This window comes from Staphylococcus sp. FSL W8-0774 (assembly GCF_038006785.1).
Classification (GTDB): domain Bacteria; phylum Bacillota; class Bacilli; order Staphylococcales; family Staphylococcaceae; genus Staphylococcus; species Staphylococcus pasteuri.
Genome location: NZ_JBBOVW010000001.1, coordinates 860,662 through 877,723, shown reverse-complemented (window position 1 = coordinate 877,723; position 17,062 = coordinate 860,662). Strand labels below are relative to the sequence as shown.

General features: G+C 30.2%; 15 protein-coding genes and 1 pseudogene. 8 read left to right on the top strand and 8 right to left on the bottom strand.

What is annotated here, in order from left to right:
• Window positions 1–75 precede the first annotated feature (75 nt).
• Window positions 76–171 carry a Trp-rich small protein gene (locus tag NSQ15_RS04205; RefSeq protein WP_017638086.1) on the bottom strand — a complete coding sequence of 32 codons (96 nt, stop codon included), beginning with the start codon at window positions 169–171 and terminating at the stop codon, window positions 76–78.
• Window positions 172–372: 201 nt separating this feature from the next.
• Between NSQ15_RS04205 and NSQ15_RS04200 the strand changes: the two genes are divergently transcribed.
• Window positions 373–1,659, top strand: a complete 1,287-nt coding sequence (locus NSQ15_RS04200) for an aminotransferase class I/II-fold pyridoxal phosphate-dependent enzyme (protein WP_124760417.1) — start codon at window positions 373–375, stop codon at window positions 1,657–1,659.
• A gap of 66 nt (window positions 1,660–1,725) precedes the next feature.
• On the opposite strand, the gene NSQ15_RS04195 is transcribed toward NSQ15_RS04200, so the two are convergent.
• The 4 genes from NSQ15_RS04195 to groES all read right to left on the bottom strand — a co-directional run bounded on the left by NSQ15_RS04195 (window position 1,726) and on the right by groES (window position 8,844).
• Complete coding sequence (locus tag NSQ15_RS04195; RefSeq protein WP_070452104.1) at window positions 1,726–2,034, bottom strand: hypothetical protein; 309 nt, start codon at window positions 2,032–2,034, stop codon at window positions 1,726–1,728.
• 67 nt (window positions 2,035–2,101) lie between these two features.
• Window positions 2,102–6,553, bottom strand: a complete 4,452-nt coding sequence (locus NSQ15_RS04190; protein ID WP_340746963.1) for a SasC/FmtB family protein — start codon at window positions 6,551–6,553, stop codon at window positions 2,102–2,104.
• Between the two features lie 325 nt (window positions 6,554–6,878).
• A complete protein-coding gene (groL, locus tag NSQ15_RS04185; protein WP_340746962.1) occupies window positions 6,879–8,501 on the bottom strand; it encodes a chaperonin GroEL in 1,623 nt (540 codons plus the stop codon).
• 55 nt (window positions 8,502–8,556) lie between these two features.
• Window positions 8,557–8,844 carry a co-chaperone GroES gene (gene groES / locus NSQ15_RS04180; RefSeq protein ID WP_070452095.1) on the bottom strand — a complete coding sequence of 96 codons (288 nt, stop codon included), beginning with the start codon at window positions 8,842–8,844 and terminating at the stop codon, window positions 8,557–8,559.
• A 174-nt stretch (window positions 8,845–9,018) separates the two neighbouring features.
• Between groES and mroQ the strand changes: the two genes are divergently transcribed.
• Entirely contained in the window at window positions 9,019–9,762 is a 744-nt protein-coding gene (gene mroQ, locus NSQ15_RS04175; RefSeq protein ID WP_070452090.1) for an intramembrane glutamic endopeptidase MroQ, read from the top strand.
• A gap of 74 nt (window positions 9,763–9,836) precedes the next feature.
• Here mroQ and NSQ15_RS04170 read toward each other — a convergent pair whose 3' ends face one another.
• The gene (locus NSQ15_RS04170) at window positions 9,837–11,588 is read right to left on the bottom strand and encodes an SdrH family protein (RefSeq protein ID WP_340746961.1); all 1,752 of its coding nucleotides are present in this window, start codon (window positions 11,586–11,588) and stop codon (window positions 9,837–9,839) included.
• Between the two features lie 196 nt (window positions 11,589–11,784).
• Here NSQ15_RS04170 and NSQ15_RS04165 point away from each other — a divergent pair, with 196 nt between their 5' ends.
• Window positions 11,785–12,411 carry a nitroreductase family protein gene (locus NSQ15_RS04165; RefSeq protein WP_017638094.1) on the top strand — a complete coding sequence of 209 codons (627 nt, stop codon included), beginning with the start codon at window positions 11,785–11,787 and terminating at the stop codon, window positions 12,409–12,411.
• Window positions 12,412–12,525: 114 nt separating this feature from the next.
• On the top strand, window positions 12,526–13,311 hold the full coding sequence (locus NSQ15_RS04160) for a carbon-nitrogen family hydrolase (protein ID WP_124760428.1): 786 nt from the start codon (window positions 12,526–12,528) through the stop codon (window positions 13,309–13,311).
• A gap of 396 nt (window positions 13,312–13,707) precedes the next feature.
• On the opposite strand, the gene NSQ15_RS04155 is transcribed toward NSQ15_RS04160, so the two are convergent.
• On the bottom strand, window positions 13,708–13,785 hold the full coding sequence (locus NSQ15_RS04155) for a delta-lysin family phenol-soluble modulin (protein WP_072291871.1): 78 nt from the start codon (window positions 13,783–13,785) through the stop codon (window positions 13,708–13,710).
• A gap of 64 nt (window positions 13,786–13,849) precedes the next feature.
• Window positions 13,850–13,927 (bottom strand): delta-lysin family phenol-soluble modulin, encoded by a 78-nt coding sequence (locus NSQ15_RS04150; RefSeq protein ID WP_015364840.1) that lies wholly within the window; start codon window positions 13,925–13,927, stop codon window positions 13,850–13,852.
• A gap of 316 nt (window positions 13,928–14,243) precedes the next feature.
• Between NSQ15_RS04150 and NSQ15_RS04145 the strand changes: the two genes are divergently transcribed.
• The 4 genes and pseudogenes from NSQ15_RS04145 (at window position 14,244) to agrA (ending at window position 16,995) form a co-directional block, all read left to right on the top strand.
• A complete protein-coding gene (locus NSQ15_RS04145) occupies window positions 14,244–14,828 on the top strand; it encodes an accessory gene regulator AgrB (RefSeq protein ID WP_340746960.1) in 585 nt (194 codons plus the stop codon).
• Entirely contained in the window at window positions 14,812–14,952 is a 141-nt protein-coding gene (gene agrD, locus NSQ15_RS04140) for a cyclic lactone autoinducer peptide AgrD (protein WP_029056063.1), read from the top strand. Before NSQ15_RS04145 ends, agrD begins: the two co-directional genes overlap by 17 nt.
• Before the next feature lie 24 nt (window positions 14,953–14,976).
• Window positions 14,977–16,266 (top strand): annotated as a pseudogene (gene agrC, locus NSQ15_RS04135) (quorum-sensing sensor histidine kinase AgrC).
• 12 nt (window positions 16,267–16,278) lie between these two features.
• Window positions 16,279–16,995: a quorum-sensing response regulator AgrA gene (gene agrA, locus NSQ15_RS04130; RefSeq protein ID WP_029056065.1), complete on the top strand. Its 717-nt coding sequence runs from the start codon at window positions 16,279–16,281 to the stop codon at window positions 16,993–16,995.
• Window positions 16,996–17,062 lie beyond the last annotated feature (67 nt).

The window sequence follows — 17,062 nt, the reverse complement described above, 5'->3', positions numbered from 1 at the left end:
TTGTATCCACAAATTATACTACACAACCCCAAACCTGGTACCAGCAGGCTTGGGGTTATTTTTGTGTACGGTCATCTATTTGTCTTTCCAATTGATTTCTAACCAAATTCTAAAGACAACTAGTAGTCCACCAGTTAATAAAGTGATAATTCCATCTTGCCACCACGTCATTATACTACACCTCCCAAATGCAAAGTGTCATATATGTCGATGACCTAAGATTATCTTAACACAAAAACAGAACGTATGTTCGTATTTATATTAGAAAATCTTTTCAATAACTAAATCTTAACTAAGAATACTTTATCTTTGGTTAAATTCAAGCTAATATAAAGATAATGATTTTATTTTATAAAAGCGAGGTTATTCAATATGAACCCATTAGCCCAAAATTTAAATGAGCAACTTAATAATTCAAATCCAGAAATTTTACATATGCTTTCTGATTTGGGTCAAAAAATGTTTTATCCAAAAGGTATACTTTCTCAATCTGCTGAAGCTAAAAGTACTCAATATAATGCAACTATTGGGATGGCAACTAATGATAAAGGTAAAATGTATGCAGATTCATTAAATCAAATGTTTAATGATTTAACACCAGATGAAATTTTTCCTTATGCACCACCTCAAGGTGTCGAAGAATTACGTGACTTATGGCAAGCAAAAATGTTAAAAGACAATCCAGATTTAACTAAACAAGTAATGACACGTCCAATTGTCACTAACGCACTTACACATGGTCTTTCACTTGTAGCAGATTTATTTATAAATTCTGGAGATACTGTTTTATTACCTGAACATAATTGGGGAAATTATAAACTTGTTTTTGATACTCGTAATAATGCAAATATTTCAACTTACCCAATTTTTGATGAAAATGGACATTATACTACTGATGAGTTAGTTAAAACATTAGAATCTTATAATCAAGATAAAGTAGTAATGATTCTTAATTATCCTAACAATCCAACTGGCTATACACCTAATAAAGATGAAGTACAAACAATTGTTAAAGCTATTGAACAATTGGCTAGTAAAGGAACTCAAGTTGTAGCTGTTATCGACGACGCTTATTATGGTTTGTTTTACGAAGACGTATATACACAATCCTTATTCACTGCATTAACTAATATCAATTCTAAAAATGTGTTACCTGTACGATTAGATGGTGCTACAAAAGAATTCTTTGCTTGGGGATTCCGTGTTGGATTTATCACATTTGGTGTTGAAGATGAAATTGCAAAAGATGTATTGGAAGCAAAAACTAAAGGTCTAATTCGTAGTAATATTTCAAGTGGACCACTTCCATCACAAAGTGCAGTTAAACATGTATTGAAGAATAACGATCAATTTAATAAAGAAATCGAGCAAAATATTACGACCTTACGTGAACGATATGAAGTTACAAAATCAGTAGTTCACGACGAAAAATATGCTTCACACTGGCAAGCTTATGACTTTAATTCTGGTTATTTTATGGCGATAAAAGTTAAAGATGTTGACCCTGAAACATTACGTAAACATCTGATTGAACAATATTCAATTGGTGTTATTGCATTAAATCAAACAGATATACGTATTGCGTTTAGTTGTGTTGAAAAATCTGATATTCCTCATGTATTTGATTCGATTGCAAAAGCTATTGATGATTTACGTTAAAGTTAAGATAAAAAGGTTAGACCAAATAATGGTCTAACCTTTTTAATATTGGTAATTAAGTTGTAGTTATATAAAAATCAATAAAATAAAACCTATAATTGCTAATGAAAATGGTCCAAATGTTTTTAATTTATCTTTTATAGTTATTCCCATAATACCATCAATTAATTGAACTAAAGCCATTAATAATGTCATTACAAATAAAATTAACTGATTTACAAAACATAATGTTGCTACACTTAATAATGCTATTGCTAAACTTCTGGCAAATGCATATTGGGCATTAATTTGTCTTGTTTTTATAAAAGCTTCAATAGCATAATACAAACTTATAATTGAACTAATACTAGTGAAAATTACAATGAAGTAATACATAATATACCTATAATTTTTAGTAATTTTAAAAACTTTTTATTACTATTCAATTCTATACTAAGTCAAATTAGAAGTCTTTCTTTTTGCGTCTCAATTTCAAAATTGTTAAACCTAAAATTAATATTAACAGATTAGTAGTACGAGTTGTCCCAGTATTTATACTACCTGTTTCAGGTAATTGTGACTTTTTATCTTTTATCGTTTTAAAACTATTTTTTCCTACTTTCACTGACTTGGGTTCAGATAGACTAACTTTATTAGTCTGATTAGAAGAAGGTTCAAATGTAATAATTGACTTTTGTTTATTAGGAATAGTTATTCGGACAGTATTACTCTTTTCACTATTTCTAATTGAACTATTAGCAAGGATTTTACTACCGTTGAGTTTGTTAATATCTTTAATGGTAATTACACCAGTTTTCTCATTAATATTGATACCATGGATTTTTTTATTAAACTTCCACGTTTTTCCAATTTTATTTGAAGTAATATCTATAATTTTTCCATTCGGTTTTACAATATTTATACTTACTTTATCTGTATTATCTTGTGGTGTGATTGTTATATGCTTCTTTTGTTTATCTAATTGGATTATCGGTGGTTTTGGTGCAGTTTCTTTATAAGAAACTTTAGCAGTAACTTCGCTTGGATCACTATTTCCTTGTGTGGCTTGGATTGTGACATGGCTACCGTTTTGAACACCGTCATGAGTTATTGTGATTACACCTTTAATAATATCAATGTTAATGCCTTTTACTTTATCATTTAATGACCATTTGTCTTCTGCTTTTGTTGCGATTATTTCTTTCTGTTGACCATTTGGATCTATATACTTCACTACCATTTTGTCTGTATTATCTTTTGGTGTAATTGTTACACTAGCTTCTTGGTCATTTGTTGTTATTACTGGTGCGGCTGGTGTTGTTTCTTTATTTGGTACTTTAATAGTTACTTCACTTGGATTGCTATTTCCTTGCGTGGCTTGAACTCTAACTTCGCTACCATTTTGAACACCGTCGTGCGTTATCGTGATTACACCATTTGTTCCATCAATGTTCATACCATCTACATTATCGTTTAGTGACCATTTGTCTTCTGTTTTTGTTGCAATTAGTTCTTTCTGTTGACCATTTGGATCTATATACTTCACTACCATTTTGTCTGTATTGTCTTGTGGTGTGATTGTTACACTAGCTTCTTGATCATTTATTGTTATCATTGGTGCGGCTGGTGTTGTTTCTTTATTTGGTACTTGTGTAGTTACTTCGCTTGGATTGCTATTTCCTTGTGTAGCTTGAACTGTGACATTACTTCCATTTTGAACACCATCATGAGTTATAGTGATTACTCCATTTGTTCCATCAATGTTTATACCATCTACATTATCGTTTAGCGACCATTTGTCTCCATCTTTTGTTGCTACTACTTCTTTCGAATCACCATTGGAATCTATATACTTCACGACCATTTTGTCTGTATTGTCTTGTGGTGTGATTGTTACACTAGCTTCTTGATCATTTATTGTTATCATTGGTGCGGCTGGTGTTGTTTCTTTATTTGGTACTTTGGCCATTATTTCGCTTGGATTACTATTTCCTTGCGTGGCTTGAACTCTAACTTCGCTACCATTTTGAACACCATCATGAGTAATAGTCAATAAACCTGTTGTTGGATTAATTGCAAAGCCTTGTGGATTATTTTCTATTGTCCACTGTTCCCCAACTTTCGTAGCTACTACTTCTTTCGAATCTCCATTTGGATCTATATATTTCACTACTATTTTATCTGTATTGTCTTGTGGTGTGATTGTTACATTAGCTTCTTGATCATCTGATGATATAACTGGTGCGACTGGTGTTGCTTGTTTTAAAGGTATTTTATCTCTAGCTATTAAGCTAGAATCACTATTTCCATAATTTGATTCTGCGGTTACTTCACTGCCAACTTGAACTCCTTCATAATTAACAACCACTTCTCCGTTAATATCATTTATGCTTATGCCTTTAGGATTGTCGTTTAATTCCCAATGATCACTAATTTTTGTGGCAACTACTTCTTTTGATTCTCCATCTAGGCCAATATAATTTATAGTCATTTTATCAGTATCGCCTTGTGGTTGAATTATCAAACTAGCTTCTTCTTCATTTTTAATAATTTTTGGTTCAGGTGGTGCAATTTCTTTAACTGGCATGATAGCCCTAACTAAATTACTAGGAGCACTATTTCCTTGCGTAGCGCTAGCTGTTATCTCACTATGAGGAGCGACACCTATATAATTAATAGCGATTCCACCTGTTATAGGATTAATAGTAAATCCAGCAGGCGCCTCATTTAACAACCAATTATTTCCTTCTTTTTTGGCAATTAATTTAGACATCATTCCATCAGGATTAACATAATTTATTTCTAATTTATCTGCATTATTTGGCGGTGTAACAACTGTATACACATATTCATTGTTAGTAGTTATTTTCGGTTCTTGAGGAGAAAGTAGTTTAAGATTTATTTTTTCTTGTTCTAATTCAGTTGTTAGTTGGTTTATAATTGCCTGACTCTTTCTTTCCGCTATTGGCGTATTATTTAATGCTTCATTTAAAATGGATTTAGCTTCTTCTAATTTAGCTTTTAAATTATTTACAGAATTAGCCGTAAATTCAGATTCATTAATAGTATTTAAGTATTGTTTAATATTATTATATTTATCGTTCAATTCTTCTTTATACATCAAAATATCAACTTGCTGTTGATTAACAATATTAGTACCTATTTTTTGAGTATCATTACCTCTATAAGGGGCGTCTGTTTTGTACGTTACATTTCCATTTAAATCAATTGTATTGGGTTGTGTAGCTGGAAAATCAATTGTGTAAGTTATATTTTTGGTAGCACCTGCATCAATTTTGCCAGCATCGAGAGTTAAAGTGTTAGTAGCTTCATCAAAATTTGTACTTACGTCAGTTGCAGAAATAAACTTGGAACCTGCTGGTAATGACACTACGTATTTTGTTTCTTTAGATCGAAAATGTCCTTTATTTTCAAGTGATACTGAAATCGTACCTCTAGCATAATTTGAGTTTGTAGAATCACTTCTAAAATCATATTTGATTTCATCAACATTTGAAGTTATATATGCACCACTATTAGCCCTTACTCTACTAACTATTCCACCATATAAATAACTCTTATTAGTTCCAAATCCTTGTTGAGCACCTGTTTGAGTGGAAGTTAATGTTTTCACATCAGCAACAGGTAGAAATGCAAGTCTTAATCTATTAACATCTTCAGGTACATTAATCATGAACGATAATCTTCCTGTAGGATATTTCCCCATACCATTAAGTGTCTTATCATAGTATACATTTGAACCATCTACACTAGTTACTTTGGCTTTAACTCCTGGCCAAGAGTTAATGACATTTAAAGCTGAGGAAACATACTCTACTACTAATTCTGAACCTGGATTAACGTCGATATCTTGATAAATACCAGCTACTCTTGGATCTAGTACTTTTCTATTATAACCATCAGTAGTTCTAGCTAATATTACGCCATATGGTGCGTTAGAATCACTCATGAAGGAACTATATTTTTTCCCTGCATTTGTCAAAGTCATTGGATATTCAGGATCTGAAACAGTTGATAAACTATGCCATCCATCAACTCCTGTAACTACTGTAAGCTTATCTGTATTACTTGGTAAGTTTCCTCCAGTTACTTGCTCAAAATTACCATTTCGCAGTTCAGTGTTTATTTCATTTTTGTTTAATGGATCATTACTTTTATCATTATTAATAGGTTGGTTAGCCGATCTAAAAGATGTACCTCTATTTTGGTTTTTTATTGCACTATGTCTGTTATTTTTATTAGGCTCAGTATTATTCGCTGGTATTCCGTTAGTCACTAATTGATCGTCATTATTTATTAAACGATTCTTTTTAGTTTCATTTAAATCTACGTTATTTTCTCTTTTTAATAGTGAAGCCGAATTAATAAATTCTTGATAATAATCATCTATTTCTTTTTGAGTAGCTTGATTTTCAATGAATTGATCAGCATTTACTAACTTAGTTTTAAATTGTTGAACAGAATCATTCGTTTTATTTGATAAATCAATGTTCTTATATTGATTTATTAATTTCTTTAATTTTTCATTGTTTCCAACCGATGACTCTTCTGACTTTATATTATTGCTTCTAAATTGATTTGTTTGATTAGAATCTATTTGATTGTTTTCATCATATTCTTTTTGGACTTGGTTTGCATCAATTTGATTATTAGTTTCTCCACTTGCCTTTGAATTTGTGCTAGCGGAGTTACTATTTTTTTGTGCTTCAAAATTATTGGTCGTTAGTGTATTTGTTTGATTAGTTTCCTCTGCAGCACTTGCGCTATTCATATGACCAAATGATAAATATATAGATGCTACAGCAATACTTGTAGCACCATATCCTCTTAACTTTCTAATTGAAAAAAATTTTTTGTTAACTTCTTCTTGGTTGTAATTTCTAGGTTGATTCACTTTTAATTTTTTCTCCTTTTTGTCAATGTGATTATATTCAAGTAGCGTGACGTTCGTTAATACCATTCAATAGCAAATTAAAATATTTTGAAATAAAAATTACAATAAATAATATAACACCTAGTAAGTGGTAAGACAACTATTTTATTTTACTAAAAACTTCACTATTTATAATAAATTATTAATAAAATTTTAATTTTTATATTATGAAATCATCATTTTATGTAAAAAGAAAAACTTTCTAGCAGATTTTCTACTAGAAAGTTTTTTTGATAGATTTCTATTTGATGACATTTTAAAAATTTATTATTATCTTTTATTTAATTTACATCATACCTGGCATTCCGCCACCCATTCCAGCTGAATCATTTTGATCTTTGTCAGGGATAGATGCAACAACCGCTTCAGTTGTTAAGAACATTGCTGCTACACTTGCTGCATGTTGTAATGCAGAACGAGTTACTTTAGTAGGATCCACTATTCCTTCTTCAAGCATATTTACCCATTCATTAGTTGCTGCATTAAAACCAACACCTGGATCTGCATTTTTTAATCGTTCAACAATGATTGAACCTTCTAAACCAGCGTTTTCAGCAATTTGTCTTACAGGTGCTTGTAATGCTTTTAAGACAATATTCACACCTGTTTCAACGTCTCCTTCTGCTTCAATTTCACTTACTTTTTTGTAAATATTAACTAAGGCAGTTCCACCACCAGCAACAATTCCTTCTTCTACTGCTGCTCTAGTTGAGTTCAATGCATCTTCAATACGTAATTTACGCTCTTTAAGTTCAGTTTCACTAGCAGCACCTACTTTGATTACTGCAACACCACCAGCTAATTTAGCAAGGCGTTCTTGTAATTTTTCTTTATCAAAGTCAGAATCTGTTTCTTCAATTTGAGCTTTAATTTGGCTAACACGAGCGTCGATGTTATTTTCATCGCCGTCACCGTCAACTACAGTTGTATTATCTTTAGTGACTTCAACTTTGTTTGCAGTACCTAACATATCAATTGAAGCATCTTTTAAATCTAATCCTAAATCATCAGTAATCACTTGAGCACCTGTTAAAATAGCTAAATCTTCTAACATTGCCTTACGACGATCACCAAAACCAGGTGCTTTAACTGCAACTGCCGTAAATGTTCCACGCATACGGTTTAATACGATATTAGTTAACGCATCACCTTCTACTTCATCAGCAACAATTAAAATTGGACGATTTGATTGAACAACTTGTTCTAATAACGGTAAAATATCTTGGAATGATGATATTTTCTTGTCAGTTACTAAAATATATGGTCTTTCTAATTCAGCAATCATTTTATCTGAATCTGTTACCATGTATGGTGAGTGATATCCTCTATCAAATTGCATACCTTCAACGACTTCTAATTCAGTATTAAATCCACTAGATTCTTCAATTGTAATAACACCGTCATTACCAACTTTTTCCATTGCTTCTGAAATGTATTTACCAATTTCTTCGTCAGCTGCAGAAATAGCACCTACTTGAGCAATTTCATTTTTATTTTCAACTTTTTGAGAAATATCATGTAATGCTTCAACTGCTACTTGTACTGCTTTATCGATACCTTGTCTTAAACCAACAGGATTAGCGCCACTTGTTACGTTTTTAAGACCTTCTTGAATCATCGCTTGTGCTAAAACTGTTGCTGTTGTTGTACCATCACCAGCAATTTCATTAGTTTTATTAGCGACTTCTTGTACTAATTTAGCACCCATATTTTCATAAGGATCTTCTAATTCTATTTCTTTTGCAATTGTTACACCATCATTTGTAATTAATGGTGCTGTGTATTCTTTGTCTAATACAACGTTACGCCCTTTTGGACCAATAGTTACTTTTACCGCATTCGCTAATTTATCTACACCGCGTAACATTGATTGACGTGCGTCTTCTGAAAATTTTAAGTCTTTAGCCATTATGTCTGACCTCCAGTATAATAAGTAATTTCATGTTTTAATTTATATGTTTTATTTATTCTTCAATAATTGCTAATATGTCATCTTCATTTAATACGATGTATGTTTCATCGCCTCGTTTAACTTCTGTTCCTGCATATTGTTGAAATACAATTGTATCTCCTTCTTTAATTTCAGGAGCAACTCTAGAACCATCGTCTAATAAGCGGCCTTTACCCACTGCTTTAACGATACCTTCATTTGATTTTTCTTTAGCACTATCAGTTAATACGATACCGCTTTTTGTTGTTTGTTCTTGTTCTTTTCTTTCAATAATCACACGATTTCCTAATGGTTTAAGCATGATTGTTCCTCCTCGTGATCACAAATTTTAGCACTTTAACTTTTAGAGTGCTAAACTACTTTTAATAATAATCAAATTTGGTCAATATTTCAAGTCAAAGCACTCTTAAATAATTTTGTACATTAACTTTATTTACGATAAAATAAACTATAAACAGAAAATCGGAGGTTCATTATGAATAGATTTTGGGTATCTTTATTAACGATATTCATCTATGCCTTAGCTCAATTCTTACCTGGTATCATTTTAGGAAGTGGATTAGTTCATCTTGAAAAAGGCATGAAAACAACTCAATTTATAATATATACGCAAGTTTCATTATTTATTATTGCAGCTATCATAATTATTTTAATCAATTTAAAAATTAAAAATCCTACTAAACTTGAAGCTGGTTTTAAAGAACCTAAACGTTATATTTTAAGTTGGGCATTACTTGGTTTTTGTATCGTTATGCTTTATCAGGTCGTTGTTAGTTTAATTTATGTTGCGATTACAGGGCAACAACAACCGAGTCCAAATACAGAAAGACTTATGGCAATCGCAAGACAAATGCCAATATTTATTTTATTAGTTTCAATAGTAGGTCCAATTTTAGAGGAATTTGTATTCAGAAAAGTACTCTTTGGTGAATTATATAACGCGATTAAAGGAAATCGAATTGTTGCCTTTTTAATAGCTTCAATTGTTAGTTCCCTTTTATTTGCATTAGCACATAACGACTTTAAATTTATACCAATGTATTTTGGTATGGGCATGATTTTCTCCTTAGCCTACACTTATACTAATAGAATAGCTGTTCCAATAATCATTCATATGCTACAAAATGGAACGGTAGTAGTTATGCAAGTCTTTGGTGGAGAATCACTTAAAAAAGTCCAAGAACAAGCCAGTTTTATAATCCAATTGATTTTTAATTAGATATTTATATAACAATAGAGCCAGTCACTATTTTCAGTGATTGGCTCTATCTATATTTAATATACTTATTTTAATTATACTTCTTCATCTTCTTTTCTACGCTTAAATATAAATGCAATGATAACGCCTATAAAAATAGCTATGATACTACTACTTAGTGCAATTATAGTTCTATTCATTTTTGTATCTTTTTGATAGCTCTCTTTATGTTGATTTGATGTGTTTACTTTATCGTCGCTATGATTTTTAAAAGCGCTTGTATTTTTATCTTCTTTATCTTCTGGCTTTTTAAGTTCTGGCATTGAGCCAATATCTCCTGTAATTAAAGCTAAAACTTGTTCATCTAAGTTTTGATAATATGCTTTTGAATCTAAAGGATTAAAATACTGAAATCTGAAGTAATTTGATTTTTGCTGTAAAGAATTGAGGTATTGATTTCCACTAAACGTTTCTTTTCTAAAGATATTATAAATATCCCTATCAGATATAGCTCCATCCGAATCATTTAATTGATGAATTTGATTAATAACAAAAGGATTATATTTATAAGAACCATTTGCTAAAGAATTAAATCTTCTAATTAATGACTGTTGGTTTGACGTATGTTCAAATCCTTTTTGACTATTAAATATTGATTCAGGATTGTTCCACATAAATCTATTACTATCATATGTCGATGTATTACCTTGTGAATTAGATTTTTTTAATGGACCACTTGATTGGTTTGAATCATCAAATTTCGGCATTAAGTGTATAGAATTGTTATTATTTTGATAACGTCCATTATATTGATTATTTGATGAATTTTGTGAATTACTTGGTCTTTGGTACTTAGGCTGGTTTTGGACCCTATTATCAGAATTAGACTGATTTTGATTTACCTTACCGGATGAATGGTTAGATTCATTTGGGTTGTTTTGTTGATGATTGTCGTTTGTAGGTTTCTGATTTGAATTAGGTTTGTTAGGTTGATTACCATTTTGACCTTGTCCATTATGATTTGGATTATTATTATCTTGATCTTTACTAGGTTGATGACTATTTGTGCCTCCATTGTGATCATTAGACGGTTTGTCATGTTGATTTGACCCATTATTTTGATTATTGTCTTGGTTGTCATCCTTACCACTGTTTGAATCATTTGAGCTACTATTATCGTCTTGATTGTCGTCTTTACCACTATTTGAATCGTTTGAGCCATTATTATCGTCTTGATCATCTTTTCCAGTATTTGAACCATTATTATCTGATGAATCATTATCATTTTTATCATTTTTATCATTTGATTGATTATTGTTTGAATCTGAATTGTCGTTTTGATTAGATCCATTATCATTTCCATTGTCGGAATTACTTTGACTGCTATCGTTGTTGTCATTACCATTTTGTGAGTCATTTTTTCCATTTGAATTTGATGAATCATCATTATTATCAGCGGCACTATTTTGGTTATCGTCTTTACCAGAATCGCTATTATTTCCTGGATTATTATTTTGTTGGTCTGAGTCTGAAGGTTGTGATGAATTATCATTTGTGTTTGAACCTTCATTAGATGCATTCGAATCATTTGTTCCTTCATTAGTGTTATTATCAGAATTTGTGTCTTGATTTTCATTTGAAGATGATTCATTAGTCTCTGAATTAGTTTTATTATCCTGAGAACTAGAAGTATTATCATCTTTATTAGAGTTATTTTGTTGGGATGTATCATTTTGATGTGTTGTATTAGTGTTTTCGGCCGCATGGACTGAATTACTAATTAATGAAGTACTTAAAATCAATGCAAAACTTGACAACATTATCTTACTTTTGGGTTTATTATGCATTAATAGTCACCTCCTTCTACTAATTGTTTACTATTCAAGTATATATAAATTATCCTAAGAATGCATTGATATATGTTTATTGAAAAATAATATTAATACTTTTGAAATTTTCTAGTAATTATTTGTTTACTTTGATGAGTATAATATTTATACTTAAATTATAAATAGTTATTAACTATAACAAAGGAGAATGATTATGGGTTTATTTAGTAAAAAAAATGATGAAGTATCATTTAATGATGCTATGGAACAACGTCGTACCATTTATAATTTAGAAAGTACAATTTCAATAGACGATTCAGAATTAGAAGAATTAATTGCACATGCTGTTAAACATGTACCTTCAGCTTTTAATTCACAATCAACACGTATCGTTTTATTATTAAATGATAAAAATGAAAAATTCTGGGAAAACACTAAAGAAATTTTAAAAGAAACAATGGGTCCTGATCGTGACTTTGAACCAACACGTCAAAAAATTGATAATTTCAAACATTCATATGGCACAATTCTTTATTATGAAGATAAAGATGTTATTACTGGTTTACAAGAAAAAATGCCAAACTTCTATGATAATTTTGAAATTTGGTCTAACCAAACTAATGCAATGCACCAATATGCAATTTGGACAGCATTAGCAACTAAAGGTATCGGTGCTTCATTACAACACTATAATCCAATTGTTGATGAAGCTACTGCGAACGAATTCAATATTCCTAAAACTTGGAAATTAGTTGCTCAAATGCCATTTGGTAATGTGCGTGAAGAAGCTGGCGAAAAAGATATTAAACCAGTTGAACCTCGTTTCCTTATCAAAAGATAATTTTGTATAATATATGTAAGTGAGATAAATTCTGCTATGGATTTATCTCACTTTTTTGATATATAGCAATTTATTTAGTATCTTATAGTTAATCTTAATTGAGGAGTGATATATATGAAAGTTCAGTTATTTCAAATATATATCGAGTATGGTCAAGCAGAGCAAAATAAAACCAAAATCAAACAATGGTTTGAAAATGAATTAGAAAATGATACTGATGTTGTCGTCCTTCCAGAAATGTGGAACAACGGATATGCATTAGAAAAATTAAATGAACTTGCAGACAAAGATTTAAATGACAGTTTACCGTTTATCTCTAATCTCGCTCAAACTTATCAAGTTGATATTATTGCTGGTTCTGTATCAAATCAAATTGGTCAAAATATTTATAATACCGCCTTTTCGGTCCTATCAAATGGCAAGTGTATTAATCGATATAACAAAGTTCATTTAGTGCCTATGCTTAGTGAACCTGACTTTATGTCTCCAGGCAAACAAGTGCCTGAACCTTTTGAACTTTCAGATGGAACTTTAGCTACTCAAATCATTTGCTATGATTTAAGATTTCCTGAATTACTAAGATATCCTGCACGAAGTGGCGCCCAAATTGCATTTTATGTAGCGCAATGGCCAACTGTAAGATTAAATCACTGGCTAGCATTATTAATAGCACGTGCAATTGAAAATGATATGTTTGTAGTAGGTACAAACAGTTGTGGTAATGATGGTCAAACTGATTATGCTGGTCATTCTATTGTCATAAACCCAAATGGTGAAGTTATTGCAGATTTAGGAAGTGATGAAAGTACTTTATCTATAGATATCGACGTTAATGAAGTATTAGAACAACGTCAAGCTATTCCAGTGTTTGATAATTTAAAACTCAATTTATATAAATAATAGCTAAACACGCTTAACAATACCTCGTTGGGCGTGTTTTTATGTATAAAAATAAGCCGTGAGCTTGGGAGGAACTCACGGCTTTAGATAACTTATTATTAAGGGAATGTTTTTACAGTTATTTTTCAATCTATTTTTTGGGGATGTTATTAATTATGAAAAATTTAGTGAATTTATCTATTTTATAATGATAAATTGAATGTTGTTTACGATAGCTTACATGCTAGAAAATACCTAATTAAAGGTAGCTAAGAATAATACGTAACACTGAGTCCAAGGAAAACTACAGTTTTATTAGTAAATGTTTCGTCACCTACTAATGTTATAAGTTACTAAGTTGGGAGGCTTAATAACTTACCTTTTATACGAAGAAAACAAAGTTATAATGAATTTCTATTATTTAGCGAATTTTTTTACTGTATCTAAAATCCATTTTACAAAATCACCAATTGTTGAAATGATATCTGCAGTCATTGAAATCACTCCTTCCTATTGAATATTGTAAATCCTAAATACTCATCTTAACTAAGTTAAAAAATTATTTTTGGAATTTTTTAACAGTGTTAATGATTAATTTTACTAAATCACCGATTGTTGAAATGATATCTGCTGCCACTGAAATCACTCCTTCCTTTTAGTAATGGAACTAGAATTACTTTAGTAAATAATTCTAATAAGTAGATTAAGCAATTTTTCAACTCTATTTCCATCACATCTCTGTGATATGAGTCTATTAAAACATGGTTATAATTAATTGAATCAAAAATTTCCTAACTCGTAATATTTTATACTAAACTGTAAACCTTTTTATGATAAAATACTTTTTAGAAAGTTCATTATACAGTTAAGTATATATTTTTGACAGTTAGGCATAAACTCCAAAAAGAGTTGCACAAAATTGTATAATGATACTCAAGGAGAGTAGTGAACAAGTGAAAATAATAGATACAAAAATTGATCAATTTGCCAACTACTTGCAACAAAGAAATAACTTGGATCGTATACAATTTCTAAAAGTTCGTTTAGGTATGCAAGTTGTCGTAAGTAACATTGCTAAGTTTATCGTAACCTATGGATTGGCTTTAATATTCCATGTGTTTTGGTACACCCTTGTAACACATATTGCGTATATGATTTTAAGATTTTACACTCACGGAGCACACGCTAAATCTTCTATATTATGTCATATACAAAACATATTAATATTTCTTATTATGCCATGGTTAATTGTGAAGTTATCAATAGGTCACTTTACAATGTTATTATTCGCGTTAATCGGATATTTCATTGTAATTACTTATGCACCTGCTGCAACAAAAAAACAACCTATACCTAAACGCTTAGTGAATAGGAAACGAATACTCTCCATTGTTTTATATATAATATTAGTTATTATTTCGTTTATAGTTAAAGAACCATATTCACAATTAATTTTATTTGGATTAATTGTTGAATCAACTACATTACTACCTATCTTTTTCCCTAAGGAGGATTATTACTATGGAAACTTTAGTTAATTTATTTTTTAAATTTTTCACATCAATAATGGAATTTGTTGGGTTAGTTGCTGGAGCGAATCCTTGTGCTGGTTATTTTGATGAACCAGAAGTACCAGATGAACTAACAAAATTATATGAATAAAATATATTAGAAAGTGTGCATTGTATGGATGCTCTAAATTTTCTACCAACAGCTGCATTACAAGTAGCATTACTTTTTTGGGTTGCTAAAATTATTATTAATATAAAATTTAAATTAAGGGATTATATAACCATTATTGGGGTTATAATCCCTTCAGTTATTATGTACTATTATTTCAACAAATTTGGTCTTATATTTATAGTAATTGCAATGTTTGTTTTCTATTATTATAAAATCAAATTATTTTCATTAATAATTACCTTAATAAGTAATTTGATTATGTATCTAAGTAATTTCTTGGCTGTAAGTTTTTATCTAACAATGGTTAATATTTTTCCAAAAAGTCAAATATTAGTTATATTTCATTTCATTTTATTTTATTCTATCGCTTTGTTATTAGCTTATTTTATTAGAACTTTGCTAAAAAAACTTAAAGAATCTTATCTTTAGTTAAATAAAACATATATTACTATTATTTCTGTTGTATTATCATTTTCTTTTGTGTTCTTTTACATAATTTCACAAACTGACATGAGTGCACCTAATAGTTTAAGATTATATGCAATTGTATTCGTTGGATTAATCATCTTTTTAAGTATTATTATTTTCATTCTATCCATGTTCACTCTACGAGAAATGCGTTACAAACGTAACCTTCAAGAAATTGAAACGTATTATGAATATACTTTAAAGATAGAATCCATTAATAATGAAATGCGTAAGTTTAGACATGATTATGTCAATATTCTTTCTACGATGTCTGAATTTATTCGTGAGGATGATATGCCAGGCTTGCGTCAATATTTTAATGAACAAATTGTACCGATGAAAGATAACCTACAAACACGTTCATTAAAACTTAATGGTATAGAAAAATTAAAAGTTCGTGAAATTAAAGGTCTTATTACAACAAAAATTCTACAGGCTCAAGAAAAAGAAATAGCGATTAGTATCGAGGTTCCAGATAATATAGAACGTATTGATATGAACACAATAGAATTAAGTCGAATTATTGGCATCACTTTAGACAACGCCATTGAGGCCTCTGAGCCGCTTGATGATTCATTAATACGTATCGCCTTTTTCAAAGAAGAAGAATCTGTCACACTTATTATTATGAATAAATGTGATGATGATATTCCACGCGTACATGAGTTATTTGAAGAAGGTTTCTCAACAAAAGGAAAAAACCGTGGACTAGGTTTATCAACCTTAAAAGAAATTACTGATAATAATGAAAATGTACTGCTAGATACAGTCATAGAAAATGGCTTTTTTGTTCAAAAAATTGAAATTATAGAGAAAGAATCATAAGGATGTGAAACTATGAAAATTTTCATTTGCGAAGATGATCCAAAACAAAGGGAGAATATGAGTTCAATTATTAAAAATTATATTATGATTGAGGAAAAACCTATGGAGCTTGCTCTCGCAACTGATGATCCTTATGAAGTGCTTGAGCAATCAAAAGAAATGAATGATATCGGTTGTTATTTCTTAGATATCCAACTCGAAGCAGATATTAATGGTATTAAATTAGGTAGTGAAATTCGCAAACATGACCCTGTCGGCAATATTATCTTTGTTACAAGTCATAGCGAACTAACATACCTCACCTTTGTATACAAAGTGGCGGCGATGGATTTCATATTTAAAGATGACCCAGCAGAACTGAAAACACGAATTATTGATTGTTTAGAAACCGCTCACACAAGACTTAAGTTATTATCAAAAGAAAGTAATGTTGAAACAATCGAATTAAAACGTGGAAGTAATTCAGTGTATGTACAATATGACGATATTATGTTTTTCGAATCATCTAGTAAATCACATCGTTTAATCGCCCATTTAGATAATAGACAAATCGAATTTTATGGTAATCTCAAAGAATTAAGTCAATTAGATGACCGCTTCTTTAGATGCCACAATAGTTTTGTAGTTAATCGAAGAAACATAGAATCAATTGATTCAAAAGAACGTATTGTCTATTTCAAAAACAAAGAACATTGTTATGCATCTGTTCGAAATGTTAAAAAAATCTAGTACACCTTTTCTATTTTATTAAATGATAAAACCATCCGTAATCACTATACGGATGGTTTTTTTGTAT

Bases quoted from the DNA above. Each gene is read 5' to 3' on its own strand.
- NSQ15_RS04155 (WP_072291871.1), bottom strand. From the start codon at position 13,785: ATGACTGCAGATATCATTTCAACAATTGGTGATTTTGTAAAATGGATT.
- agrD (WP_029056063.1), top strand. From the start codon at position 14,812: ATGGAAACTTTAGTTAATTTATTTTTTAAATTTTTCACATCAATAATG.
- NSQ15_RS04170 (WP_340746961.1), bottom strand. From the start codon at position 11,588: ATGCATAATAAACCCAAAAGTAAGATAATGTTGTCAAGTTTTGCATTG.
- mroQ (WP_070452090.1), top strand. From the start codon at position 9,019: ATGAATAGATTTTGGGTATCTTTATTAACGATATTCATCTATGCCTTA.
- NSQ15_RS04165 (WP_017638094.1), top strand. From the start codon at position 11,785: ATGGGTTTATTTAGTAAAAAAAATGATGAAGTATCATTTAATGATGCT.
- NSQ15_RS04200 (WP_124760417.1), top strand. From the start codon at position 373: ATGAACCCATTAGCCCAAAATTTAAATGAGCAACTTAATAATTCAAAT.
- groES (WP_070452095.1), bottom strand. From the start codon at position 8,844: ATGCTTAAACCATTAGGAAATCGTGTGATTATTGAAAGAAAAGAACAA.
- NSQ15_RS04205 (WP_017638086.1), bottom strand. From the start codon at position 171: ATGACGTGGTGGCAAGATGGAATTATCACTTTATTAACTGGTGGACTA.
- groL (WP_340746962.1), bottom strand. From the start codon at position 8,501: ATGGCTAAAGACTTAAAATTTTCAGAAGACGCACGTCAATCAATGTTA.
- NSQ15_RS04195 (WP_070452104.1), bottom strand. From the start codon at position 2,034: ATGTATTACTTCATTGTAATTTTCACTAGTATTAGTTCAATTATAAGT.
- agrA (WP_029056065.1), top strand. From the start codon at position 16,279: ATGAAAATTTTCATTTGCGAAGATGATCCAAAACAAAGGGAGAATATG.
- NSQ15_RS04160 (WP_124760428.1), top strand. From the start codon at position 12,526: ATGAAAGTTCAGTTATTTCAAATATATATCGAGTATGGTCAAGCAGAG.